The organism is Amycolatopsis pretoriensis (assembly GCF_900107925.1).
In the GTDB taxonomy this organism is placed as follows: domain Bacteria; phylum Actinomycetota; class Actinomycetes; order Mycobacteriales; family Pseudonocardiaceae; genus Amycolatopsis; species Amycolatopsis pretoriensis.
On record NZ_FNUJ01000003.1, the window covers coordinates 400,510 to 425,808 of the forward strand.

The following is a 25,299-nucleotide window of genomic DNA, read 5'->3' on the forward strand; positions in this document are numbered from 1 at the left end:
CGAGAGTGACGGAACGTAGGCGTGAGCCGCCCTTGTCGGGTGATGTGCCACCCAAACGCACGAGGCCTGCCGATTTCCGGCTCGGCGCCCCGGTGCGCAGCTTCGCCGCCGCGAACCGGCTGCTGCGGGTTCTCCAAGACCTCGGCCCCGGCACGGTCGAGATCGTGTTCGTGATGGAGCCCGACTCGCTGTGGGCCGACGGGGTGATCGAGGATCTCACGGGACGCGGGGCGACGGTGCTCAGCTGGGATCAGGGACGCGAGATCGAGTTCGACGTGATCCTCGCCGCGCACGCCAGCGCCAGGTTCGCCGAGTTGCGCGGCCCCGCGGTCGTCATGCCGCACGGCGCCGGCCACAACCGGGACCTGAGCCGGATCACCGGGGGTCGGGAATCGGTGCCCACCGGGCTGGCGCGGAGTCAGTTGCTGCGAGCCGACGGACAGCCGGCCGTCGCGCGTGTCCTGCTGTCTCACCCGTCGCAGCGGGAGTGGCTGCGCCGGACCTGCCCGGAGATCGCCCACTTGGCCGTGGTGCTGGGCGACCCGGTACTCGACCGGATGTGCGGCAGCCAGCGTTGGCGCGAGAAGTTCCGGCGAGAGCTCGGCCTGTCCTGCGGGCAGCGCCTGGTCGTTGTCTCCTCGACCTGGGGTCCGTACTCGCTCTGGGGCCGCCACGGCGACCTCGCTCGCCGGTTGCTCGGCTCCCTGCCCATGGACGAGTACCGCCTCGCGCTGGTGCTGCACCCGAACATCTGGCGTGGCGAAAGCCCCTTCGCCGTGCAGCACTCCCTGCGCGACGAACTCGACAGCGGGCTCCTGCTGGTTCCGCACCAGAGCAGCTGGGAGGCGGTCATCATGGCCGCCGACGTCGTGATCGGCGACCACGGCTCCGTGTCGTTCTACGGCGCTACTCTCGACATCCCGTTCCTGCTCGCCGCCGACGGCCGCCGCGAGCTCATCCCGGGGTCGCCGACGGCCGAACTGTGTGCGACGGCCAACGCCCTCGACCTGGACTCCCCCTTCGAACCGCAGGTGGCGCGCGCGATCGAGCACCACGATCCCGCGCTGCTGCGGCCTGCCGTCGACCTGATGTTCGCCAACCGCGGCAAAGCGCGCGAGACGCTGCAGCGCGTGCTTTACGAAGCGATGGGCCGCCGTCCGCCCGACACGACCCCCCGCTTGCGGGCGATCGACAGTCCGCGGCCGCTCGTGGGAAAGCCGCCGACGGCGTTCGCCGTCTCGGCCGACCTGGTCGAGGCGGAAGCGACCTGCGGCACGGTCGTCGCCCGGCGGTTCCCTCTCCTGGCGACGAACCGGCAGAGCACGGACCCGGTGTTCTACGTCGTCACCGACCTTGAGGTGGACCCGGACACCTACAGCGACGCCGAAATCGTGATAGGTGAGGAGATCCCCGAAGACCTCGGAGCCTGGTTCGCCGACGTTCGCGCCTACTCCCCGTATGCCGCGCTGGTCGCCGTCCGGACCGCGGCCGGATGCATCCTGCGGTTCCTCGACGGCGTCGAGCTGTTCACCACGGACAAAGACGTGTCGACCACGTCGATCGCCGCTTTCGCCTGGCGGCGCGCACAACAGCCGGTGCCCGACGCACTCCGGCTTCGGGCCGACGTCGGCGGCCGGCTCAGCGAGCGGGTCGTGATTCGGCGACGCGGCTGACCGTCAGTCCTGTCCGCAGCCCGGACCACCGTCGAGCCAGTCCTGGACCGTCGCGCTCCGGGGGCTGCCGACTTCGTGGTAAAGCCGCACCAGCCGTCCCGCTGACTCTCGGAAGCGCTCGACGTCGTTGTCGCGTCGGGCGATCCGGATGAGGACTTCCAACGCCTGCGCTTCCTTGACTGGCTGACCGCGCCGCCGGGTGATCTCTACCGCGGCGTCGAGCGCATCGATCGCGTCTCGGTCGCGACGCAGTGCGTTGTAGGCTCGGCCGAGGGCGATGCGCACCCGTGCGGCGGTCAGCTCGTCATCGATCTCCCCCGCTGCGGCCAGCGCGCTGGTCAGTTCCTCCAGCCCGTCCTCGGTCCGCCCTGCCAGCACGAGGACGTCCCCGAGCTGATAGCTCTGGAGGGCGACCCCGCGGGCGCTGCCCACCGCCCGGTTGAGGTCGCGTGCCCGCCGCAACATCTGCTCGGCTTCGCCGTAGCGATGTTGTTCCCGGTGCAGCAGACCGAGAGACTCCGCGAGCACCGCCTCGGACCGGGCGTCACCTGCCGCGATCTCCGTCGCGGACTCCAGGAGCTCGGCCGCGGCGGTGAATTCGCCCAGTTCGATGTGCGCCCGCGCGCTTTGGTTGCACATCCGCACTTCGGCCTGGCGATTCCCGCACCTCTGCGCGGCAGCACGGCCGAGTTGGTGGGCGGCCAGCCAGTCCGCGTGATTCTTGTGGCTGTGGTACAGCGCCCACAGCGCTTCACAAAACTGCCAGACGGTTTCGTACCATTCGGACTGCCACGCCGTGCGCACGACGTCGAGCAGGTTCGACCGTTCTCTCTCCAGCCAGCGCAGGGCCGACGCGGAATCGAACGGCCGGTACCACCGATCCACGGGCAGGCGCGCGAGCCGCCAGCGACCTTCACCGAATATCGCGTGATCCGCAGCCGCGGCGCCCAGCAGATACCAATCGACGAAACCCCGGGTCGCCCTGTCCCGTTCGGCTGCGCTGTCGTCTTTCTCCGCCATTTTCCTGGCGTGCAAACGAACCAGCTCGTGGAAGCGATAGCGTTCCGGATCGAGCTCTTCGAGCAGGGACGAAGTGACCAGGGTGCCCGTCAGATCGTCGGCGTCGGCAAGCGAAAGCAGCGCGACCGCGGCCGCGGCCCCCAACTCGAACTCCGTGCCCGGCAACAAACCCAGTCTGCGGTAGAGGCGGCGTGCCGGCTCCGGAAGATCTTCGTACGCAGCATCGAAAACCCGTCCCACCGCGCCGTCTCCTTCCACCGAAAGGCGACCAAGCCGGTCATCCGACAAGTACCGCACCAGGCGCGCCACCGTCCAGCTCCGTCGTTCGGCCAGCCGGGCTCCCGCAATGCACAAGGCGATCGGCAGGCCGCCGCAGAGCTCCGTCAACGCGGCCATCGCTTCTTCGTCGGCTGCGTCCGGCACGCCGGGGAGGATCGTCCGGACGAGTGAAGTGCCGTCCGTGACCGACAAGGGCGGTAGTTCCACGAAATCCGCGCCGTCCATGACGAGGCCACCCAACCGGCGCCTGCTCGTCACCAGGACCGCACTGTCCGGGGAGCCCGGAATCACCGGCCGCACCTGGGCCGCCGCGTCCGAATTGTCCAGCAGCACCAGCACTTTCCGGCCGCGCGTCCGGCTTCGGAACAGCGCGGAGCGCTCCGGGTACGAGAGCGGGATGAATTCGTCCCGGACTCCCAGGGCACGCAGGAAGGCGGCCAGTACCTCGGTCATTTCGACTCCGCCTGGCCGACGGTAGGCCGTCAGGTCGGCGTACAGCTGACCGTCCGGATAAAGATCGCGATAACGATGAGCCCACGTCAGCGCGACCGCGCTCTTGCCGACCCCGGCCAGCCCGCTGAACACGACGATGGGCGCCCGCGTCCGGCTCGGCCGATCCCGCAGCCATTCGGTCAGCAGACCGAGCTCTCGGACGCGGTCGACGAACACCGGGGGCGGTGGAGGCAATTGCCGGGGTACGTTCGGGCCGAGCGCCGTGGAATCGACGCCGTCGGCCGGGAACCACGTGGCGCCAGAACTGCCGGTGGCCGGCGCGGCGTCCTGTCTCCCGTCAGCGCTCATCAGCTCGCTTCCCGACCGGTAAGTCCGAACCGTCGAATACGGCATCGGCCTCCACCGTCCGTCGCAACCCCCGTAAGTATTCCAGCCCCGAGCGGCTTCCGAAGCCGCTAAGGCGGTAGTCACCCCCTGGATACACGGCCACTATGCCAGGCAACTCGGGATAGAACCCGCGTTCCGGACGACTACCCAACTTTCGCATTGACACATCCCTGTGTGGGTTCGGAGCAGCACGCACCGCTGTTACATGCACGTGCCGACGCACCCGCATTGGCACGCGCGCCGCCATGAGTGCACCTTATGCTTATCCGGATCGGATCTCATCATCGGCGTCGCAAAGTAGAGACAGCGAATCTCCAACGGGTGACGCTGAATCGAGGAATTCCCACCGGAGCAATCGCGAGCACGGTGTTCCCGCCGAACGGTCAGCGGATCGTGCGCGGACCGTCAGCGCGGCCGCGCACTCTCGGTGTCACCAAGCACCGACCGAGAGGAACTCCGATGACCGCCAAGACCGTGCTCGTGTCCGGGGCCAGCATCGCCGGCCCGTCCGCGGCCTACTGGCTGCACCGGTACGGCTATCGCGTGACCGTCGTCGAGACCGCGCCCGCGCTGCGGCCCGGTGGCCAGGCCGTCGACTTCCGCGGCGAGCAGGTGAAGCTGCTGCGCGCCATGGGCGTCCTCGACGACATCCGCCGGTTCGAGACCGCGATGGGCGACCAGACGCTGCTCGGCCTCGACGCCCGTCCCGTGCTCACCGTGCCCGGCGCCGCTTGGAGCGGCGAGGTCGAGATCCTGCGCGGCGACCTCGCGCGGGTGCTCTACGACCACACGAAGGACTACACCGAATACGTCTTCGGCGACCGGGTCACCAGCCTCACCGAGACCGCGGACGGCGTCGACGTCACCTTCCGCCGGGGCGCGCCGCGCAGGTTCGACCTCGTCGTCGGGGCCGACGGCGTGCACTCCGGGGTGCGGGCCGCCGCCTTCGGTCCCGAAGCGGATTTCCGGCGCGACCTCGGCTTCGGCATCGCCGGCTTCACCGCGCCCAACCACCTCGGTCTCGACCACACCAGCGTGATGTACAACGAGCCGGGTCGCGGCCTCACCGTCGGCAGCCACCGGCTGCCGGACAAGCTGCACGTCAGCCTGGTCTTCGCCGCCGACGGCGTCGAGTTCCGCCGCCGCACCGCCGACGAGCAGCGCGCTCTGGTTTCGCAGCTCTTCGCGGACACCGGCTGGGAGACGCCGGCGCTGCTCCGGGCGTTGCCCGCGGCGGACGACCTGTACGTCGACTCGATCAGCCAGATCCACCTCGAGCGCTGGTCGACGGGCCGCGTCGTGCTGCTCGGCGACGCCGCGTGGTGCGCCGGGCCCGGCGGGTCCGGCACCGGGCTCGCCATGATGGGCGCGCAGGTGCTGGCCGGCGAGCTCGCCGCGGCCGGCGGCGACCACGTGACGGCGTTCGCGAAGTACGAGGAGCGCCTGCGCAAGCCGGCGACGGTGGGACAGAAGAACGGCAAGGGCTCCGGCAACTTCCTCGCGCCGCGCACCGCCGCGAAGATCCGCAGCCGTAACCGCGCCTACCGGATGATCAGCACCCGGGTGTTCGGGAAGGTGTTCACCTGGATGACCGACCGCGCGGCCAACGCTTTGGAATATCGTGAGTACCCCGCGCTCACGTCCGCGTGACCCGGCGATCTTCGTCTCTTCGGGGGACTCCGCTGGCGGCCCGGCGTGGCGTGCGTCACTCTTTACGCCATGTCAATACGCCGGGCCGCCGACGTCCCGGTCAGAACGGCGCTCGCCGGCTTGACTGCGCTGGCCCTGGGCGTGTTAACGGCGCTTAACGCGCGTTCCCTACCGGTGATCGGGGACGGCACGACCTACGCCGCCGAGTTCAGCGAAGCGGCCGGGCTGTTCCAGGGCAACGACGTCCGCATCGCCGGCGTCGAGGTGGGCCGGGTTTCCGACGTCGAGCTGCGCGGCGACCGCGTGCTGGTCTCGTTCCGGGTCAAGGGCGCGTGGCTCGGCGACGCGACGGGCGCGGCGATCCGGCTGAAGACCGTCCTCGGCCAGAAGTACCTCGCGCTGGACCCGCAGGGCGAGGGGACGCTCGATCCCGGCCGGCCCATCCCCCGGTCGCGCACGACCGTGCCTTACGACGTACTAACGGCGTTCGGCGAGCTTTCGTCCACTGTGGACCGGATTGACACGTCCCAGCTGGCGAAGAGCTTCGACACGCTGTCCGCGACGCTGGCGGATACGCCGCAGAGTGTCCGCGCCGCGCTCACCGGGCTGTCCCGGCTGTCGGACACGCTCGCCACGCGCGACCACCAGCTCGCCACCCTGCTGGGCAACACGCGAGTGATCTCGCAAACGCTCGTTAACCGCGATGCCGCCGTGCAACGGCTTCTGAACGACGGCAACCAGCTATTGTCCGAGGTTAACGACCGTGAACAGGCGATCAGCTCTCTGCTGGACGGCTCGCGGCGGCTCGCCACCGAGCTGTCCGGGCTGATCGAGGACAACGACACCCGGCTGGACCCGCTGCTCACCCAGCTCGACCAGCTGACGTCGATGCTGCAACGCAACCAGGACGCGCTCGCCGCCGGCATCCGCGGGTTCGCGCCGCTGGTCCGGCTCGGCACCAACATCTCCGGCAGTGGCCGGTTCATCGACGGCTACCTGTGCGGGCTGATCCTGCCGTCGTTCGGGCCGCTCAACGAAGAGGGCTGCCACGGCTGAGCCCGCGTGGCATGCTGACGCGGTGCGATACCTGCTCCTGCTGTGCGGCGACGAGTCCGCGGCCGCTTCGGCCGGCCCGGAGATGGCGCGGCGCTGCCACGAATGGGCCGCCGAGGCCGAACGCCAAGGCGTCCGGCAGGCCGGCAAGGGACTGCGCCCACCCGCCGAAGCGAAGACGATCCGGGTGCGCGACGGCGAGGTGCTGCTGACCGACGGCCCGTTCGCCGAGACGAAGGAGCAGGTCGGCGGCTACAACATCCTCGAGTGCGCGGACCGCGCGAAGGCCGTCGAAGTGGCCTCGCGGCACCCGTGGGCCGAGGTCGGGACGCTGGAGCTGCGCGAAATCCTCGACGGGCCGCCTACGGCTTCGTGATCTTCACCGTCACCTGGTTGTCGCTGTAGGTGTAGGCGACGTACTCGAACTCGACGCCGGTGCGTTCGACGTACTCCGTCCAGGCGCGGTACTCGTGCCGCTTACAGCCGGGGAAGTTGAAGAACTCGTCGAAGTGCACGATGCTGCCCGCGCGCAGCCGCGGCCCGCACAGATCGAGCACCGTCTTGGCGGAGCTGTAGAGATCCCCGTCGACGTGCAGGAAGTCGACGTGTCCTTCGTGGTTCTCGAGGAAGCCGGGGAGGCTGTCGGCGAACAGGCCGACGACCAGCTCGGCGCCGGGGACGTCCGGGAGGTCGTCGCGGGCGAAGGCGCCGGCGGGCATGCCGTTGAGCCACGCCTCGGGCAGCCCGTCGAAGGAGTCGAAGCCGTAGACCTCGCGGCCACCGCGCGCGCCGGCGATCGTGCGCAGCGTGTTGCCGGACGCGACGCCGAACTCCAACGCCAGTCCGCCTTGCGGCGCCAGGGAAAGCGCGTACTCGAGTGTCTCTTTGGGACGGCCGAAGTGCTGGGCGCCGACGAGGTTCTCGCGGGCGAAGACGTTGCTCTCGAGGGCGGCGTCCTGGTCGCCGGCGTAAACGATGTCCCGGCGGCTGCGGATCTCGAACTCCACCACCCGATCGAGGACTCGGTCACCCTGGCGGATGATCTCCTCGCGGAGCTCGGCGGCCATCCGGTTCAGCTGATCGGTGTACGGGTCGTGCACTTTCGCGGCAGCTTGGTTGAGCAGCCTACCGAGCGTGCGCCTCACGGTTTTCGTTACGGGTGAACGGTTTTTCGTTTGGTTCATTTCGGGACGGTACCTCAGCTCAGCGGACGATCAGCCGGAACCCCGCGTCCCACTCCGTCAAGCTCAGCAGGTCCGCGTGCTCCTCGTGCCACCGCCCGGACGCCAGATCCGTTCGCAGCCGGGCGATCCCCCGCTCGACGGTCGCGGGCGGGGTCTGCGCGAGCGCCGAACACGCGCGCCGCACCGCCGGATCGAGGTACGCCTCGGGCCGCCGCCAGTGCGCCGGGAACACGCCGTCGGTGAAGTCCCACGGCACCGGCAGCACGCGCACCGAAGACGCGCCGAGGTAGTCCGCGATCTCCGGGGCCGACGGCCGCGAAAGCTCCAGCGCGGCGACCTCCGGCACGTACTCGCGGACGAGCCAGAAGTCGTTGTGCAACGCGGTGTCGTAGGCCAGGACGACCTGGCGGCGCGAGACGCGGCGCAGCTCGTCGAGACCGCGGCGCCAATCGCCCCAGTGGTGCACGGTCAGCACCGCCAGCCCGGCCTCGAACACTGATAGGGAGAACGGCAGCGCCTCCGCGACCGCGCGCACGACCGGCGCGGCGCCGGGCGGGCGCTGCCGGACCATCTCCGCGGACGGCTCGACCGCGACGACCCGCCGACCGGGCGGTTCGTAGGAGCCCGTCCCGGACCCGACGTCGAGCACCGAAGCCGCGTCGCCCAGCGCGTCGAGCACCGGCGCAAGCCAGCGTGGGTCGGTCCGCCGACCGAGGGCGTAGCCGACGCCGATCTCGTCGTAGCGCGTCATCAGCGCTCCGGGCCGTCGCCGCCGTTCTGCTCCGCGAGGAACCGCTCGAACTGCGAGCCCAGCTCTTCCGCGGTCGGCATGTGCTCAACCGATTCCGCCAGCAGCGAACCGCGCTCCGAAGCTTCGATGAACGTGTCGTACTGCCTTTCCAGCGCGCGGACGACGTCGGCGATCTCGTCGGTCTCCGCGACCTGGCGGTTGATCTCGGCGTCGGCGAGCTCGGCCGCCGCGCGCAGCTCGCCCTCGGCCAGGCTCAGCCCGGTCGAGCGGCTCAGCGCGTCGAGCACGATCAGCGACGCCGCCGGGTACGTCGACTGCGCGAGGTAGTGCGGCACGTGCGCGGCGAACCCGATGGCGTCGTGGCCCCACTCGCCGAGCCGCAGCTCCAGCAGCGCGGCCAGGCTGCCCGGCACCTGCAGCCGGTTCGGCAGCGGCTGGTGGTCGCCGACCAGGTCCTTGCGGGTGGCGTGTGCGGTGACGCCGAGCGGGCGGGTGTGCGGCGCGCCCATCGGGATGCCGTGGAACCCGGCGGTGAGCCGGACGCCCCAGCGTTCGACCAGGTTGCGGACCGCGAGGCAGAACCGCTCCCAGTCGTGGTCGGGCTCCGGGCCCGACAGCATCAGGTACGGCGTCCCGTCCCCGTCGTGCAGCAGGTGGACGACCAGTTCCGGCGCGTCGTAGTCCTCCCAGTGGTCCACGGCGTAGGTCATCGTCGGCCGGCGCGAGCGGTAGTCGATGAGCCGGTCGACGTCGAAGCGCGCGACCACCCGGTGCTCACCGCCGAGCAGGTGCTCGGCCAGGAGGCGGCCCGCCGAACCGGCGTCCATGAACCCTTCGAAGTGGTGCAGCAGCACCGCCCCGGTCAGGTCGGGGACGTCCGAGTCCACCTCGTACAGGTCGTCGGGATCGAGTCCCACCGGATCCTCCTGCTCGCCTACACATCAATCCTTCAAGCACAACACAGCCCGACGGCGTTTCCATTCCTCCGACGGTGTGGCCGATCGTAACGGCATGCGATCGAACCCGGACCGGATCGGCATCATGACACTTGTCGTGGGCGCGCAAGGCGCCGATCGGGCACGCTTGAGGCGTGAGCGAACACACCACGAACACAGCGGCGGTGCGGCTGCGGCCGCCGGCGCACCGGGTCAGCCGCCGGGCCATCGGCTACTGGACGGCGATGGCGTCGATCTCCTGGATCGTCGTCATCGGGATCCTCACGGCCATCGTGGTGACCAGCGACGATCCGCCGGCATTCCTCACGGTGGCCCTCGTGGTCGCCTGCGTGGTGGGTCCGCTGCACCTGATCGTGATGCCGCAGTGGCGCTACCGCGTGCACCGCTGGGAGGTCACCGGCGAGGCCGTCTACACGCAGTCCGGCTGGCTGAAGCAGGAGTGGCGGATCGCGCCGATCTCCCGGATCCAGACCGTCGACATCGAACGCGACCCCGGTGAGCAGCTGTTCCGGCTGGCGAAGATCACGGTGACGACGGCGTCCGCGGCCGGGCCGCTGCGCATCTCGGGCCTGGCGCACGACCGCGCGCTGGAGCTGGCCGACGAGCTGACCAAGACGACCCAGGCCGCACGGGGAGACGCGACGTGAGCACCGAAGCCGTCGTGACCTTGCCCGCCGAGGGCACGCCGGAAGCGCCGTGGCACCGCCTCGACCGGCGCATGCTGCTCATCCGGCCGGTGCTCGACCTGGTGCGGTCGCTGCCGGTGCTGCTGGGCGCGCTGCTGTTCGGCCACGGCGAACCGTGGCAGTGGATCGGCCTGGTCTTCACCGCGATCGCCGTCTTCACCGGCGTCTCGCACGTGCTGACCTCGCGCTACCGGATCACCGAGACGCAGGTCGAGTGGCACACCGGGCTGCTGCTGCGCAAGCAGCGCGCCATCCCGCGCGACCGGATCCGCACGGTCGACGTCACGTCCGAGCCGAAGCACCGGCTGTTCTCGCTGGCCGCCGCGCGGATCGGCACCGGACGGCACTCCCACGGCAAGGGGCCGGGCAAGGACGAGCTCGTCCTCGACGCCGTCACGATCGCCGAAGCGCAGCGGCTGCGGACCCTGCTCTTACACCGTAAGGCCGTGGTCGCCACCGAAGAGGCGCCCGCGCCGCCGGAGCAGCTGGTCGCCGCCGTCGACAAGAAGTGGCTGCGGTACGCGCCGTTCACGCTGTCCGGGCTGGCCGTGGTCGGCGCCGCCGTCGGCACCGTCTACCACTTCGCGCACGAGCTGCACTTCGACCCGGTCCGGTTCTCGGTCGTCCAGACGGTCGTCGGGCACTTCGCGGACACGCCGACGTGGGTGAGCCTGGTGCTCGCCGCCGCCGGGCTGCTGGTGCTCGTCTCGGTGCTGTCGATCGGCGGGTACATCCTGTCGTTCTGGAACTTCCGGCTCACCCGCGAACCGGCCGGCACGCTGCACATCCGGCGCGGGCTGATCACGACGCGCTCGGTGTCGATCGAGGAGGACCGCCTGCGCGGCGTCGAAATCCGCGAGCCGCTGCCGCTGCGGCTGGCCGGCGGCGCGCGGTGCGTCGCCATCGCCGGCGGCCTGCGCGAGGGCAAGGGCGCGGACAAGAGCGGCGGCCTGCTGCTCCCGCCCGCGCCGCTCGCGAAAGCGCACGAAGTCGTCGCGGACGTGCTCGGCGAGGACCCGGCCGCGACGCCGCTGGTGCGACACCCACGCCGGGCGCTCTACCGACGGCTCACGCGGGCCGTCGTCGGTGTGCTGCTGCTCGCGGCGGCGCTCTACGGGCTGGCGTGGCTCGACGCGTTGCCGGACTGGCCGTGGCAGGCCGCGCTGGTGCTGCTGCCGTTCGCCGCGCTCGTCGGCTGGGACCGCTACCGCGGCCTCGGGCACGCGTTCACCGGCCGCTACCTCGTGACGCGCTCGGGGTCGCTGGACCGCGGCACCGCGGCGGTCCGCTGCGACGGGATGACCGGCGTCGTCGTCGAACGCTCGTACTTCCAGCGCCGCGCCGGGCTGGTCACGATCATCGCGCCGGTCGCCGCGGGCAAGGGCCACTACCGCGTGCTCGACGTGGGCGAGGCCGACGGGCTCGCGCTCGCCGACCGGGCCGTTCCCGGCCTGCTGACCCCGTTCCTGACCGATGAGCGGGACCGCGGTTGACGCTCCACGCGCGCGGCTTCTAACGTGAAATCCGCCGTCCGAACCCTCTATCAGTGCTAGAGAGAGGCGGCAGGATGTTCCGGAAACTCCTTGGCGTGGTGGCCGTCGGGATCGTCGCGACCTCGGTCTCGGCACCGGCCGCGGCGGCCGGCAACCCCTACGGCGACCCGAACCTGGTTTCGATGTTCGACGGCACCAGCCTGAGCGCTTGGACGTCGTCGAAAACCGGCCTTTGGTCGGTGAAGAACGGGGTCGTCCACGGCGATGGCACCGCGCGCGGCTGGTTGTACTACAACAAACAGCAGGTCGGCACGTTTCGGTGGATATTCAATGTCCGTCAGGTCAAGGGGAACCACAAACCGACCGTGCTGATCTGGGGCACCACCGACCCGATCCGCGACGCGCTGAGCGCCATCCAGTTCCAGCCGCCGAACGGCGGGCACTGGGACTACCGGCCGGGCCACAACGACGGCGGCGGCAAACTGTTCACGCAGTGGCCGCACACGACGATCGACATCAAGAAGTGGGCGCAGTGCGAACTGATCGGGGACCTGACGACCGGCGTGGCCCGGATGGCGTGCTGCCCGCTCACCGGGACGGCGGTGACCTGCAAGGGTGTCGAGGTCCTGCGGTTCACCGACAAGACCGCCGGGCGCGTCGGCCCGCTCGCGCTGCAGGTGCACAACTCCGGGATCCAGGACGAGTACCGCGGGCTCTACGTCGAGTCACCGGTGGTGACGAAACCGGGCGAGTTCCTCACGCTCCGACCCGGTTCTTTCCCGATTGGCCGACCACCGGCGCAATGCTGGCCTTCGATTAACACAACGTGCTAATTTATTCACCGCGTGTGATAGCGAAGGTCGTTTTTGTCTCACCGAGAGGTCATGATGACGCCTGCCGTCAGTGCCGTCGACGGTTCCGCCACCACCACCGCCCCGCGCCGGACTCCCGGCGCCAGCAGTTCCCGCAAGGTCCTCCAGTTGCTCCTCGCCTTTTCCGAACAGCGCTGGGAGGCGAGCGTCGCCGAACTCGCCGCGACGATCGGCACCCCGGTCGCGACGACCTACCGCTACGTCGCACTGCTCAAGGAGCTGCAGCTGCTCGAGGAGGGCCGCGCCGGGCACTACCACCTCACGAGCCAGGTGATGCCGCTCGCGCGGGCCGCGCAGCTGGCGAACGACCTCGTGCGGCTGGCGAAGCCGTCCATGGAGGAAGCCGCGCGGGAGCTCGGCGAGACGGTGATGCTCTTCCAGCAGTTCGGCGACGCCGCCGTGTGCGCGGACCGCGTCGAGTGCGACCGCGCCATGCGGTTCACGTTCGAGCCGGGGCATTCGCTGCCGCTCGGCGTCGGCGCGTCCGGCAAGATGCTGCTCGCGCTGCTGCCGGAGATCGAACGCGACCGGCGGCTGGCGCCGGTCGTCGAGCAGCGCGGCACCTACGTGCGCGACGAGCTCAAGCGCGCGTTGGAGAACCGGTATTCGGTCAGCTCCGGGGAAATCGACGAGGGCGTCTGGGCGTGTTCGGTGCCGGTGACCGCCTACGGACGGCGGCCGACGGTGCTGACCATGGCCGGCCCGGCCGCGCGGATCACCGAGGAAGCCCGGCACAACGCCATCACCGCCCTGCAGGGGTACGCGACCCGCATCGAGCGCACGATTTCGTCTTATTCGCTGTGAAAATCTCGGCGGAGCGCGTACGAATGCCTGCGTGATCCGGCTCGCGCGCCCCGACGACCTGCCCGCGTTGATCGACGTCGAACTCGAGGCGGGCAACCTGTTCCGCACCGTCGACATGGCGGCGATCGCCGACGACGACCCGGGTTCGGTGGCGGAACTGGCGGTGTACCAGTCCGACGGCCGCGCCTGGGTGGCCGTGGACGACGGCGACCGGCCGGTGGCGTACCTCGTCGCCGAGGTCGTCGACGGGTGCGCGCACGTCGAGCAGGTCTCGGTGCGGCCCTCGCACGCGCGACGCGGGCTCGGTCTGGCACTGATCGAGACACTCGCCGGGTGGGCCACTGCCCGCGGACTGCCGGCGCTGACCCTTACAACGTACGAAACCGTGCCGTGGAACGCGCCTTACTACGTACGACTGGGATTCCGAGTGCTGGCTGACGCAGAGATCGGAGACGGCCTGCGCGCGATCCGGCGCGCGGAGGCGGCCCGCGGCCTCGACGCGTGGCCACGCGTGGCGATGATCCGGCCGCTCTGAACGTGTTCTCACCTGCGCGGGGGATCCAGTGGCGAACGTAGTCGAACGTGTGTTCTACTGTGCTCGCCGGCCTCGGAGGGGGAAGCTCCTGGGCCGGCCCACAGACTTCGGAGGTTGTCATGGCGGTCAAGATCACCCACCTCACGAACGGCCAGCAGGTGCGGTTCGCCAACGCCGACGGCGCCCGCCGCTACGCCGAGATCATGGGCGGCGGCGTCGACAAGTGGCGCTTCACGGTCGTGCCCGAGGACCCGATGCTCCGGAAAATGTCGGACTCGGTCGTTAACGTGCCCGTATGGCGCATGACTTCCAGGTAGTGGTGGACACGGCCGACCCGCACGTGCTCGCGGACTGGTGGGCGGAGACGCTCGGCTGGCCGGTCGAACCGACGGACGAGGACTTCATCCGCGAGATGATCGCGAAGGGGTACGCGAAGGAAGAGGAAACCCGGACGTACAACGGGTCTCTGGTGTGGCGGACGGGGGCGGCGATCCGCCATCCGGACTCGCCGGCGGACGGGCCGCCACGGCGGATCCTGTTCCAGGAGGTGCCCGAGCCGAAGACGGTGAAGAACCGGCTCCACATCGACGTGTGGGTCGGGGCGGACAACGTCGAGGCGACGCTGGAGAAGCTGACCGGGCGCGGGGCGAAGTTCCTGCACCGGGGACGCCAGGGGCCGCACAGCTGGGTGACCATGGCCGATCCGGAGGGGAACGAGTTCTGCATCTCGTGACGTGATGACCCGCTCTTTCCTGCCGTCTTCAGGACAGGAAAGAGCCGGTCGCCGCGTCAGCGCTGGGAAGCCAGCCGGTCGAGGGCCTTGGGCAGCACGGAAGCCAGCAGGTCCAGCTCCGTCTCCCCCGCCACCAGCGGTGGCGACACCGCGACGCCGCGTCCGAGGTTGCGCACGATCACACCCTCGTCGCGGCACGCGCGTTGCAGCTTCACCGGGGCTCCCGGGTCGGCGTCCATGACTTCCGCCGTCAGCTCCACCGCCGCCAGGAAACCCAGCCCGGCCCGGACTTCCGCCACCAGCGGGTGCCCGTTCGCCGCCGAGACCGCGTCGGCGAGAGGCTTCTCCAGCTCGCGGCCGCGGGAGATCAGGCCGTCGCGCTCGTAGATGTCCAAGGTCGCCAGGCCCGCCGCGCACGCCACCGGGTGGCCCGCGTACGTCGCGCCGTGGCGGAAGATCGGCGCGCCCGGCGCTCCGGTGAAGAACGGTTCCGCGACCCGCGGCGCCACGATCAGCGCGCCCAGCGGGATCGTGCCGCCGGTGATGCCCTTCGCCGTCGTGATCATGTCCGGTTCGACCGCCCAGCGGTCGATGCCGAACCACGTCCCGAGCCGGCCCCACGCGGCGATCACGCAGTCCGCGACGAACAGCACGTCGTGCCGGCGGCAGATCGCCGCCACCTCCTCGAGGTACCCGTCCGGCGGCAGCAGCACGCCGCCCGCACCGATCACCGGCTCGCAGAAGAACGCCGCGACGTGCGACGCGCCGACGCGCTCGATCTCGGCCTCCAGGGCCGCGGCGTCGTCGAACGGGACGTGCGAGAACTCCGGCGGCTGCGGCCCGACGCCCGCCGCGTTGGCCGGGATGCCGCCGGCGGCCGTGCCGAAGCCGTGCGTGCCGTGGTAGCCCTGCGCCCGGCCGATGACGTGCACCTTTTCCGGCCGCCCGGTCTGCGCGAAGTAAGCGCGCGCGAGCTTCACGGCGGTGTCGATGACGTCCCCGCCGCCGGAGCCGAAGAAGACCTTCGAACCCGGCGTCGGCGCCAGCGCGGCGACGCGATCGGCCAGTTCGATGGCCGGTTCGTTGGCGTTGTAGCCGAACAGGTTGTACGAGTCGAGCGTCCGCAGCTGCTTGGTGACGGCCTCGGTGATCTCGGGCCGGCCGTGGCCGAAGTTCGCGTACCAGAGCGACGCGGTGGCATCGAAGTACCGCCGGCCGGCGTCGTCCCAGACGTAGGACCCCTCGCCGCGGGTGATGACCATCCGGTCGTTCGCGACCGCGCCCATGTCGGCGAAGGGGTGCCAAAGGGCGTGCTGTGCTGACATCGGTCCTCCTCAGTCCTTCCCCCATCCCTACCAGGGCGAAGCGAGGAGCGCGAACACTCCATGGTGCACAGTTCGCCCCGCGGGACTGGCCCGGATGGCGCAGCAACCTGTAACGACAGCGCTCGGTCGACCTGGCGCCGAGGAGCAGCGGACGGTCGCGGATCACCTCACTGGCCCCTCAGGCCAGGAACTCCGCGATCTCCTCCACCGAGTAGCCCAGCTCCGCCAGCACCTCCGAGGTGTGCTGACCCAGCGTCGGCGGCGCGGACGTCGGCCGTGCCGGGGTGTCCGATGCCTTCACCGGGAAGCCTGTCCCCAGGTACGTCCCCACCGTCGGGTGCGGCAGGCGGACCACCTGGTCGCGCGCCTCCGCCCACGGATCCGCGTACACGTCGTCGATCTCGTTGATCGGGGCCACCGGGATGCCCGCCGCGTCGAACGCCTTCAGCCAGTCCGCCGTCGTGCGCGTCAGCAGGACCGGTTCCAGCAGCGCGTTCAGCTCGTCGCGGTGGGCGGCCCGCAGCGCGTTGGACGAGAACCGCGGGTCCGCCGCGATGTCCAGGTCCAGCACCCCGCAGAACGCCTGCCACAGCTTTTCGCTGCCCACCGCGATGATCAGCCAGCCGTCCGAGACGTGGTACGCCTGGTACGGGACGATGCTCGGGTGCGCCGAGCCCATCCGGCGCGGCCGCGCGGTGTCGTAGAACGCGGCGCCCGCGGCGTACACGTGCCAAGCCAGCTGACTGTCCAAAAGGGACACGTCGAGGTACTGGCCGCGACCGGTCGTGTGCCGGGCCTGCAACGCCATCAGCACCGCGATGATCGCCCACGTCCCCGCGTTCAGGTCCGCGACCGGCAGCCCGACCTTCGCCGGCGCGCCGTCCGGCTCGCCGGTCAGCGACATCACGCCGCCGAGGGCCTGGGCCACCAGGTCGTACCCCGCGCGGTCGCGGTACGGGCCCGTCTGCCCGAACCCGGTGATCGACACGTGGATCAGCCGCGGGTTCAGCTCCGCCAGGACGTCGTACCCGATGCCCCACTTCTCGAGCGTCCCCGGCCGGAAGTTCTCGACGAGCACGTCCGCGCCGGCCACCAGCCGCCGGAGGGCTTCGCGGCCGCGGTCGCTCTTGAGGTCGAGCACGATCCCGCGCTTGTTCCGGTTCGCCGCGAGGTAGTACACGGCCTCGTCGCTCTCGCCGACGAACGGCGGTCCCCAGCCGCGGGTGTCGTCACCGTGCCCGGGCGGCTCGACCTTCACCACGTCCGCGCCCATCTCGCCGAGGTACTGCGTGCAGTACGGCCCGGCGAGGATGCGGGACAGGTCGACGACCTTGATCCCGTCCAGCGGGCGGAATCCGGCGTGGTCGGCAGGCATCATGTCCCTTCTCTATCACTGACCGCCGTCCAGGAGGACGACGGCCTGCGGGGTCCGCTGGTAGAGCACGAACCGGCCGTCCCGGCTCCGGCTGACGAGACCCGCGCGGCGCAGCGCGCCGAGGTGGTAGGAGACGGTGCCCGGCGCGTACCCCGTCCGCGTGGCGAGCTCGGCCGTCGACCGCGCGGTTTCGAGGTCCGCCAGCAGCGACGCGCGTGCGGCGCCGACCACCGGTGCGAGCCGGTCCGGCGGCGGCGCCCCGCCCGTCCCGATCCCGTGCGCGGGGTAGCAGAGCACGACCTGCCCGGGCACGTCGACCTGGACGCTGGTGCCCGGCCAGCTGAGCACGCCGGGCGCGAGGACCAGCTCCCGGCCGGCGACGTCGACCTCGCCGTCGAACGGCTTGGCGAGGGTGATCGCGTCGCCCGCCCAGTCGATGCTCGGGTGCAGCGTGCCGAGCGCCGCGCCGACGCCGTGGCCGGCGATGGTCTTCGCGCGGTGGGTGATGTCCCGGTCGAGGACGGACTGCAGCCCGGCCCAGCCCTCGGCCAGCGCGTCACGCCAGAACCGGGCGAGCCCGTTGGCCAGGCGCCGCGGCATCGTCCCCGACTCCGCGGCCCGGCGGGCGGTGACCGGCAGCGGCCGGCTCCAGTGCACGCTCGTGTAGGAGAGCACCTGCTCCTCGAGATCGTCCTGCGGGGTCGCTTCGATCCGCGCGAGTTGCTCGTCGAGCAGGTCGCGATGCCGGGTGGCCGTGCCGGGCTGTGGCGTCAGCAGGTCGGGCGTGTAGATCTCGCCGGGGCGCGGCAGCAGGTCCAGGAGCAGGGCGACGTCGGGGTGGGCGAGGGCGGCGCGGGCGGCCGGGCCGGGATCCCCGAAGACCGGGTGGCGCGCCGGTCCGGCGGCGAGCTTCAGCCAGGCCAGGGACTCCGCCGCGAGTGACGGCGAGAACCGGGTCCTGGCCACCGTCTCCGCGTCGACGCGCAGCGTGAACACCGATCGACGGTAACAGCCGCCGCGGTGGATTTGAACCGGCTCGAATCCTTTCCGAACGGTCGCCGCCGCGGGGTTGACTGGTGCGGTGTTCCGAGGACGCGCGTGGACCCTGGCCGCCGTCGCCGCCGTGTCCTTCGCTTCGGCGCCACCCGCCGCGGCCGAGTCCCCCGGTTACGCCGTGCACGTCGTCGTCCGCACGATCGCCTGGCGCAGCTGGTCGGCCGGCCCCGACGGGACGTACCGCGCCACCACCTACCGCAAGCCTTACGCCGTAAGTGTGCCTTACATTGTAAGTGTGCTGAGCTCCAGCAGCCGGGTCTCGGCGTCCCGGAGGTAGCGATCCAGCGCGGCCTCCGCGGCCCGGAACCGGCCGCGCCGCAGGTCGCGCAGGATCTGCTCGTGGCAGTCGAGGAACGGCTCGTAGAACTCGCGCGTGTTCTCGTTGAGGACGAAGAACAGCCGCGTCTCGGCGAGGACCTGGCGCATGGTCGCGGAGATGCGCTCGCTGCCCGCGAGGTCGGCGAGCGCCTGGTGGAAGTGGATGCTGGCGGTGCCGACCGCGGTCCAGTCCTCGGCCCCGGCCGCCACCCGGCCGTCGCGCAGGGCCCGCTCGACCGGTGTCAGGTCCACAGTGGACAGCTCCGCCGCCCGCCGGAGAGCACCGCATTCGGTCGCGCGGCGGACGACGTACAGGTCCTCGATGTCCTCGGTGGTCAGTTCGCGGACGAACACCCCGCGGTTCAGTTCGTGCACCGCCAGCCGCTCGTGGGCAAGCAGCTGGAACGACTCGCGCAGCGTGTTGCGCGAGACGCCGAGCGCCGAGCTGATCACCGGTTCGGACAGCCGTTCACCGGGGGCGAAGACGCCGTCGGTGATGTACTGGCGCAGGATCGCGGCGACCCGTTCGGCCGTGCCGCTGCGCTCGAGCTGGTGCCGCTCGCTCTCGAGCCCCGAGGCGTCGACGGACACGGCGCTACCTGACGCCGAGGTCGAAGTCGAGGGCGTAGCGGTTGCCCGGCATCGCGCCCGCGGCCTTCGCGCCGTCGATCGGCAGGACGACGCCGTTGATGAACCGTGACTCGTCACTGGCCAGGAACACGACGGCCTTCGCGACCTCCCAGGCTTCGCCGACGCGCGCCGCGGGCGTGCTCGCGACCAGCTGGTGCCGCTTGGTCTCGAACTCCTCCGGCGAGTTCAGGGTGCTGCGCAGCATGTCGGTGTCGATGGCGCCGGGGTTCACCGTGTTGGCGCGGATGCCCTGGTGCGCGTGCGCGACGGCGATCGACTTCGTCAGCCCGACCAGCGCGTGCTTCGTGGCGTTGTAGACCGGGTCGCCGGGACGGCCCATCACGCCGCCGTTCGACGACGTCGTGATGATGCTGCCCGCCTTGCGCTCGATCATGTGCGGCAGCACGGCGCGGGTGCCGAGGAAGGCGGCGCGGACGTTGAGCGCGAAGATGTTGTCGAACTCGGCCAGCGTCGTGTCGGCGAGGGGCTTGCCGAGGTGGATACCGACGTTGTTGAACAGCACGTCGACGCGGCCGGCCTCGGCGAGCACGCCGTCGACGAACGCCGCCACGGCGTCCTCGTCCGTCGCGTCCACTATGGAGTGCCGGTAGCCCTCGACGGACTCCGCGGGCTCGCGGATGTCGGAAGCGAACACCGTCGCGCCCTCGGCGAGGAACTCCTTCACCGTAGCGAGGCCGATGCCCCGCGCGCCGCCGAAGACGACCGCCACCTTGCCGGCCAACCGACCCATGTCACTTCCCCGCTCTCAGTTGTGCAGTTCGTTCTTCGTCGACCGCGTAGTCCTCCGGCAGCCGGACGAGTGCCTCGGGCGATCCGCTGTATCGGATCGATACGCCGTATCGATCGCGTGCGGCGTCCAGGGAGACGTAACCGTCGACGACGTCGGCGAGCACCGCCGCCACCGGCCGCTCGAACGGCGAGCCGTAACCGCCGCCACCCGGCAGCGTCACGTCCACGAGCGACTCCGGCGTCAGGGTGACGCGGCTCTTCGCGGGCAGGTCGGGACCGTCGTGCAGGCCGAACCGCCCGGCCGCACCGGTCGATCCACCGCCCGCGCCGGGTGCCGCCGCCCGGACGCGGTCGACGTTCCCGTTGACACTCCACGCTTCACCGGTGCGCAGGGCCATCGTCGTCACCTGACCGAGGCCGCCGCGCCACCGGCCGGCGCCGCCCGAGTCCACCCGCAGCTCGCGCGTGCGCTGGACCAGCGGCGCCATGGTCTCGATGACCTCGGTCGGCGTCGAGCGCAGTCCACTCGGGAACCCCGTGGTGTTGAGGCCGTCCTTGTCGACGCGCGCGCCCATCCCGCCGGTCTGGAAGACGTTGAGCATGAACCCGGGCCCGCGCCAGATGCTCATCCACAGCGCGTCCGCGCTCGGCGCGATCGCGGCGCCGGGCAGCGCGCCGATCAGCAGCGACGGCAGGAAGTGGCCGATCAGGTGCCGTGACGCGACCGGTGCCGGCGGCCGGCAGTTCAGCACGGAGCCTTCGGGCGCGGTGACGTGCACCGGCCGGAACGACCCGGCGTTGTGCGGCACCTCCGGCGAGATCGCCGCCTTGACCGCGAACGACGCGTACGCCCGCGTGTAGTTCAGCACGACGTTGATCCCGCGCCGGCTCTGCGGCGACGAACCCGCGAAGTCGAGGTGGATCCCGTCACCGTCCACAGTGGCCGTCACGCGCAGGACGATCTCTTCGTCGTCGAAGCCGTCGGTGCCGATTTCGTTGGTGTAGACACCGTCCGGCAGCTTCCGCAGCGCGTCGCGCAGCGCCTTCTCCGACCGGTTCATGATCTCGGCGGCGACGTCGTCGAGGCTGTCGAGGCCGAACTCGTCCAGCAGCCGCAGCAGGCTTGCCGCGCCGACCTCGTTGCCGGTGACCTGCGCGTACAGGTCGCCGATGGTCTCCTCCGGCGTCCGCACATTGGCCCGGATGAGCCGTTCCAGATCGGCGTTGACCTCGCCCGCGCGCAGGAACTTCAGGATCGGCAGCCGCAGGCCCTCTTCGAAGACCTCGTGGGCCTCGGCGGACACGAGCCGGCCGCCGATGTCGGGCGCGTGGCAGCAGGACGCGAACCACGCGACCAGCCGGCCGCGCCGGAACACCGGGGTCGCGACGGTGATGTCGTTGATCTGCCCGGCCGTCTGCCACGGGTCGTTGGTGAGCAGGACGTCGCCGGGCTCGAGGGTCTCCGGCGGGTACGCGGTGACGAAGTGGTGCATGCCGGTGGCCATCGCGTTGATGTGGCCGGGCGTGCCGCCGACGGACTGGCCGATCATCTCGCCGCGCGAGTCGAACACCGCGCAGGCGAGGTCGAGCGATTCGCGGACGACGGCGGAGAAAGCCGTGTTGACCAGCGCGTTCTGCTGCTCGGCGAGGATCGAGTGCAGGCGGTTGCCGAACAACCCGACCAGAATGGGGTCGACGGTCACACCGTCACCTCCAGCGCGGCGTCGTCCCGCACGACGCAGTGCGCGCCCGGCGGGACGACCACGGTGGACTCGCGCTCCTCGACGATGGCCGGTCCGTCGACGCGCTCACCGGGGGTCAGGAGGTACCGGTCGAAGATCGCCGTATCGACAAATCCACCGGCCGCCGGGAAGTACGCTTTGCGGGTGCCCTTGCGCGCGTCGCCGCTGCGCGCCGACGCCTTCAGCCGCAGCGTGACGTCCGGCGCGGGGCCGCTCGAAACCACCCGCCAGTTCAGCACCTCGACGCCGACTTCCGGCCCCGATCGCCGATAGAGCGCACGGTAGGTGCGGGTGAACTCCTCTATCAGTGTTCGGGGCCAGCTGCCGTCGCGCACCGGGACGCGGATCTCGTAGCCCTGCCCGGTGTAGCGCATCTCGGCGATCCGCCGGTGCGTGACTTCGGACGCGCCGGACTTCGCGAGCAGCGCCGCGCCCTCGGCCTCCATCTCGGCGAACAGCGCGTCGACCTGCTCCCATTGCAGGTCGTGCACGGCCGCGCGGGCCGAGCGGACGAAATCGAACGCGAGCGGGCCGGTGAGGAACCCGGCAGCGCTGAGCACGCCCGCGGCCGGCGGCGCGACGACCGACGGCGCCCCGAGCGCCCGCGCGACCCCGACGCCGTGCACCGGCCCCGCGCCGCCGAACGTGTACATCGGCAGCTTCGCCGGATCGTGCCCGCGCTCGACGGCGTGCACCCGGGCCGCGTTGGCCATGTCCTCGTTGACGCTGGTGTGGATGCCCCACGCGGCCTCTTCAACGCTCACCCCGAGCGGGACGGCGATTTTCTCCCCTAGCACTGATCGAGAAGCTTCGGCGTCCAGGCGCATGCCGCCGCCGAGGAAGTAGTCCGGGTCGAGGTAGCCGAGCACGAGGTCGGCGTCGGTGACCGTCGGTTCGGTGCCGCCGCGGTCGTAGCAGACCGGGCCGGGCTCGGAGCCGGCCGAATCGGGACCGACGGTCAGCAGGCCCAGCGCGTCGATCCGGGCGATCGACCCGCCGCCGACGCCGATCTCGATCATGTCGGTCACCGGCACCTGCACCGGCAGCCCGGAACCGGGCAGAAGCCGGTACTTGCGGTCCACTTCGAACTGGTGCGTGACCAGCGGCGCGCCGTCGGCGATGAGGCACAGCTTCGCCGTCGTGCCGCCCATGTCGAAAGCGAGCAGGTCGGCCGGCCCGATCGCGGCCGCCGCCAGCGCCCCGCCCGCCGGGCCGGACTCGAGGATGCGGATCGGGTGCCGGGCCGCGGTGTCCACGGTGGCCAGACCGCCGTTGGACAGCATGATGTGCGGCGCCCCGGTGATCCCCAGCCGCCGCAGCCGGTGTTCGAGGTCGCGCAGGTAGCGCTCGGTGAGGTCCTGGACGTACACATTGGCGACCGTGGTCGACGCGCGTTCGAACTCGCGGATCTCGGGGACGACATCCGACGACAGCGCCACCCGGAGCAAGGGCGCCACCTCCGCGAGGATCTCCGCCACGCGCCGTTCGTGCGCGGGGTTCGTGAACGCGTGGAGGAAGCAGACGGCGACCGCCTCGATCCCGCGGTCCGTCAGTTCACGCCCGAGCCTTACAACGTAAGCCTCGTCGAGTGCGCTGTGGACCGAGCCGTCCGCGAGGATCCGCTCCGGAACGTCGAACCGCAGGTGCCGCGGGACCAGCGGCGCGGGCAGTTCGAGGTGCAGGTCGTACAGCTCGTACCGGTGCTCGCGGCGCATCTCCAGGACGTCGCGGAAGCCCGCCGTCGCGAGCAACGCGGTCCGCGAGCCCTTGCGCTCGATCAGCGCGTTCGTCACCAGCGTCGTCCCGTGCACGACCTGCTCGACGGCGCCGAAATCGGTGAGCAGCGCGGCCAGGCCCTCTTCGACCGCCCGGGCCGGCTCGTCGTGCGTGGTCAGGACCTTGCCGACCGCGACGATCCCGGTGTCGTCCACCGCGCAGACGTCGGTGAACGTGCCGCCGATGTCGACGCCGATCCTCATGTCCGGTACCACCGCGGCGACGTGTTGAGCGGCGGCTTCAGCCTGGCCTTCACGACCAGGACGTTCGGCTCGTCCGACTCGACGAACTCCCCGAGCAGCCGCCGGAACGCCCGGCCGAACCCGGACACGCGGTCCGCGTGCACGCCGAAGGACCGCGCGAGGCCGACGAAGTCCGGGCTGTCCCAGTCGACTCCGCGCCGCGCGAGACCCGAACGGTCCTGGTCGTAGCGCAGCATGCCGTACCCGCCGTCGTCGACGAGGACGACCGTGACCGGCAGCTGTTCCTGCGCGAGCGTCGCCAGATCGCCGCAGCCGTAGAGGAAACCGCCGTCGCCGGTGATGCAGATGGCACGGCCGGTACCCGCCGCGGCGGCGCCGAGCGACGCCGGGAAGCCGTAGCCCAGGGTGCCCCAGCCCATCGGGTAGGCGAGCTTGCGCGGCGCCCGCACCCGGTGGAAGCCGCCGACCCAGTACCCGGCGACGCACATGTCGGACACCAGCACCGCGTCCGTCGGCAACACTTCGTCCAAAGTGGACAGGAAGTCGTAGGCCTGCGGTTCCTCCTCGCGGATCCGCTGGCGCACCCGGCGGCCGATGCCGGCCAGCCGCAAGGTGATGTCGTCGAGGCCCGGCCGTTCCTTGGGCAGCAGCCGCTCGACGATCCCGCGCGCGTCGCCGACCAGCGTCAGGTCGGGCTGGTAGTTCTTGGCGGCGTCGTCGGCGTCGACGTTGACCGCGATCAGCTTGCGCGGCTTGGGCATCCGCCAGTTCTGCGTCATCAGGCCGTCGAAGTCGGTGCCGATGGCGAGCACGACGTCGGCTTCGTCCCACAGCTCGCCGACCTCCGGCGTGTGCACCGGGTTCGGCGCGAGGCACGGGTGGTCGAGCGGGAGCAGGCCGCGGGCGCCGAACGTCGTGATGACGGGCGCGGCGATCTTCTCGGCGAGCGCGCCGATCGCGTCCCCCGCGCCGGACCGCAGCGCGCCGCCGCCCGCCCAGATCAGCGGGTGCTCCGCGTCGGACAGCAGCGCCTCGGCGCGGGCGAGGTCGGGGACGTCACCGTCGGGCTTGCGGTGCGGCGCGGGCGGACGCCGGCGCGGCACCGTCTCGCGCAAGTAGTCGGTCGGCACGCCGAGGTAGACCGGACCGCTCTGCGGCTGCAGCGCGAGCCGGGCCGCGCGGTGCACGGTGGTGCCGATCTGGTCGGCCGCGCGCACGGTGAAGCCGCCCTTGGTCACCGGCGCGAACATCGCCTGCTGGTCGGACGTCTCGTGCAGCACGCCGCGGACGACACCCGGCCGCCGCAGCGTCGAAGGGATGTCGGTGGCGACGACCAGTATCGGAGCCGCGGACGCCATGGCTTCGCCGACCGCGCCGAGCGTGTTCGCGGCGCCCGGACCGGTGGTGACGAGGGCGACGCCGAGCTTGCCGGTCGCGCGCGCGTAGCCGTCGGCGGCGTAGCCGGCGGTCTGTTCGTGGCGGACCCCGACGAGCTTGATGCTCGTCTCGGCAAGCGCCTCCCACAACGGCAGGTTGTGTACCCCCGGGAGGCCGAAGACGATCTCCGTCCCCAGCGCTTGAAGCGCGTCCACCAG

At 71.0% G+C, this 25,299-nt stretch carries 23 protein-coding genes; 11 read left to right on the forward strand and 12 right to left on the reverse strand.

Going from position 1 to position 25,299, the window contains the following annotated elements; all coding sequences use genetic code 11:
* Positions 1–92: 92 nt before the first annotated feature.
* The gene (locus tag BLV96_RS14400) at positions 93–1,673 is read left to right on the forward strand and encodes a hypothetical protein (RefSeq protein ID WP_086672756.1); all 1,581 of its coding nucleotides are present in this window, start codon (positions 93–95) and stop codon (positions 1,671–1,673) included.
* Between the two features lie 3 nt (positions 1,674–1,676).
* Here the strand turns inward: BLV96_RS14400 and BLV96_RS14405 are convergent, their stop codons facing one another.
* Positions 1,677–3,818, reverse strand: a complete 2,142-nt coding sequence (locus tag BLV96_RS14405) for a hypothetical protein (protein ID WP_143050964.1) — start codon at positions 3,816–3,818, stop codon at positions 1,677–1,679.
* A gap of 453 nt (positions 3,819–4,271) precedes the next feature.
* Here BLV96_RS14405 and BLV96_RS14410 point away from each other — a divergent pair, with 453 nt between their 5' ends.
* The 3 genes from BLV96_RS14410 (at position 4,272) to BLV96_RS14420 (ending at position 6,891) form a co-directional block, all read left to right on the forward strand.
* On the forward strand, positions 4,272–5,462 hold the full coding sequence (locus tag BLV96_RS14410; protein ID WP_086672761.1) for an FAD-dependent monooxygenase: 1,191 nt from the start codon (positions 4,272–4,274) through the stop codon (positions 5,460–5,462).
* A 69-nt stretch (positions 5,463–5,531) separates the two neighbouring features.
* A complete protein-coding gene (locus tag BLV96_RS14415; RefSeq protein WP_086672763.1) occupies positions 5,532–6,518 on the forward strand; it encodes an MCE family protein in 987 nt (328 codons plus the stop codon).
* A 22-nt stretch (positions 6,519–6,540) separates the two neighbouring features.
* A complete protein-coding gene (locus tag BLV96_RS14420; protein ID WP_086672765.1) occupies positions 6,541–6,891 on the forward strand; it encodes a YciI family protein in 351 nt (116 codons plus the stop codon).
* Here BLV96_RS14420 and BLV96_RS14425 read toward each other — a convergent pair.
* Genes BLV96_RS14425 through BLV96_RS14435 form a run of 3 tightly spaced genes read right to left on the reverse strand, consistent with a single transcriptional unit; the run spans position 6,878 to position 9,367 of the window.
* Positions 6,878–7,699: a class I SAM-dependent methyltransferase gene (locus BLV96_RS14425; RefSeq protein WP_086672767.1), complete on the reverse strand. Its 822-nt coding sequence runs from the start codon at positions 7,697–7,699 to the stop codon at positions 6,878–6,880. The genes BLV96_RS14420 and BLV96_RS14425 overlap by 14 nt on opposite strands.
* Before the next feature lie 19 nt (positions 7,700–7,718).
* Positions 7,719–8,450, reverse strand: coding sequence for a class I SAM-dependent methyltransferase (locus tag BLV96_RS14430; protein ID WP_086672769.1), 732 nt, complete (start codon positions 8,448–8,450; stop codon positions 7,719–7,721).
* Positions 8,450–9,367: a proteasome assembly chaperone family protein gene (locus tag BLV96_RS14435; protein ID WP_086672771.1), complete on the reverse strand. Its 918-nt coding sequence runs from the start codon at positions 9,365–9,367 to the stop codon at positions 8,450–8,452. Before BLV96_RS14435 ends, BLV96_RS14430 begins: the two co-directional genes overlap by 1 nt.
* A gap of 173 nt (positions 9,368–9,540) precedes the next feature.
* Between BLV96_RS14435 and BLV96_RS14440 the strand changes: the two genes are divergently transcribed.
* The 7 genes from BLV96_RS14440 (at position 9,541) to BLV96_RS14470 (ending at position 14,529) form a co-directional block, all read left to right on the forward strand.
* Positions 9,541–10,053, forward strand: coding sequence for a PH domain-containing protein (locus tag BLV96_RS14440; protein WP_086672773.1), 513 nt, complete (start codon positions 9,541–9,543; stop codon positions 10,051–10,053).
* 71 nt (positions 10,054–10,124) lie between these two features.
* Entirely contained in the window at positions 10,125–11,585 is a 1,461-nt protein-coding gene (locus BLV96_RS14445; RefSeq protein WP_244180275.1) for a PH domain-containing protein, read from the forward strand.
* 95 nt (positions 11,586–11,680) lie between these two features.
* Positions 11,681–12,418, forward strand: a complete 738-nt coding sequence (locus BLV96_RS14450; protein WP_244180221.1) for a 3-keto-alpha-glucoside-1,2-lyase-like domain-containing protein — start codon at positions 11,681–11,683, stop codon at positions 12,416–12,418.
* 54 nt (positions 12,419–12,472) lie between these two features.
* Positions 12,473–13,261 carry an IclR family transcriptional regulator gene (locus BLV96_RS14455; RefSeq protein ID WP_091389261.1) on the forward strand — a complete coding sequence of 263 codons (789 nt, stop codon included), beginning with the start codon at positions 12,473–12,475 and terminating at the stop codon, positions 13,259–13,261.
* A 31-nt stretch (positions 13,262–13,292) separates the two neighbouring features.
* Positions 13,293–13,796 (forward strand): GNAT family N-acetyltransferase, encoded by a 504-nt coding sequence (locus BLV96_RS14460; RefSeq protein WP_086670335.1) that lies wholly within the window; start codon positions 13,293–13,295, stop codon positions 13,794–13,796.
* Between the two features lie 119 nt (positions 13,797–13,915).
* Positions 13,916–14,113, forward strand: coding sequence for a hypothetical protein (locus tag BLV96_RS14465; RefSeq protein ID WP_004561810.1), 198 nt, complete (start codon positions 13,916–13,918; stop codon positions 14,111–14,113).
* Complete coding sequence (locus BLV96_RS14470; protein ID WP_244180223.1) at positions 14,092–14,529, forward strand: VOC family protein; 438 nt, start codon at positions 14,092–14,094, stop codon at positions 14,527–14,529. The genes BLV96_RS14465 and BLV96_RS14470 overlap by 22 nt, the downstream gene beginning before the upstream one ends.
* Positions 14,530–14,585: 56 nt before the next feature.
* Here the strand turns inward: BLV96_RS14470 and BLV96_RS14475 are convergent, their stop codons facing one another.
* The 8 genes from BLV96_RS14475 to BLV96_RS14515 form a co-directional block, all read right to left on the reverse strand.
* Positions 14,586–15,854 carry an aminotransferase family protein gene (locus tag BLV96_RS14475; protein ID WP_086670339.1) on the reverse strand — a complete coding sequence of 423 codons (1,269 nt, stop codon included), beginning with the start codon at positions 15,852–15,854 and terminating at the stop codon, positions 14,586–14,588.
* Between the two features lie 178 nt (positions 15,855–16,032).
* Positions 16,033–17,232: a CaiB/BaiF CoA transferase family protein gene (locus BLV96_RS14480; RefSeq protein ID WP_244180224.1), complete on the reverse strand. Its 1,200-nt coding sequence runs from the start codon at positions 17,230–17,232 to the stop codon at positions 16,033–16,035.
* A 12-nt stretch (positions 17,233–17,244) separates the two neighbouring features.
* Complete coding sequence (locus tag BLV96_RS14485; protein WP_086670341.1) at positions 17,245–18,225, reverse strand: ArsR/SmtB family transcription factor; 981 nt, start codon at positions 18,223–18,225, stop codon at positions 17,245–17,247.
* Between the two features lie 282 nt (positions 18,226–18,507).
* Positions 18,508–19,194, reverse strand: a complete 687-nt coding sequence (locus tag BLV96_RS14495; protein WP_086670342.1) for a GntR family transcriptional regulator — start codon at positions 19,192–19,194, stop codon at positions 18,508–18,510.
* Positions 19,195–19,198: 4 nt separating this feature from the next.
* Positions 19,199–19,984 (reverse strand): SDR family NAD(P)-dependent oxidoreductase, encoded by a 786-nt coding sequence (locus BLV96_RS14500; protein WP_086670344.1) that lies wholly within the window; start codon positions 19,982–19,984, stop codon positions 19,199–19,201.
* Between the two features lies 1 nt (position 19,985).
* Positions 19,986–21,686 carry a hydantoinase B/oxoprolinase family protein gene (locus BLV96_RS14505; RefSeq protein WP_086670346.1) on the reverse strand — a complete coding sequence of 567 codons (1,701 nt, stop codon included), beginning with the start codon at positions 21,684–21,686 and terminating at the stop codon, positions 19,986–19,988.
* The gene (locus BLV96_RS14510) at positions 21,683–23,704 is read right to left on the reverse strand and encodes a hydantoinase/oxoprolinase family protein (RefSeq protein WP_086670348.1); all 2,022 of its coding nucleotides are present in this window, start codon (positions 23,702–23,704) and stop codon (positions 21,683–21,685) included. Before BLV96_RS14510 ends, BLV96_RS14505 begins: the two co-directional genes overlap by 4 nt.
* Complete coding sequence (locus tag BLV96_RS14515) at positions 23,701–25,296, reverse strand: thiamine pyrophosphate-binding protein (protein WP_086670350.1); 1,596 nt, start codon at positions 25,294–25,296, stop codon at positions 23,701–23,703. The genes BLV96_RS14510 and BLV96_RS14515 overlap by 4 nt, the downstream gene beginning before the upstream one ends.
* Positions 25,297–25,299: the final 3 nt, after the last annotated feature.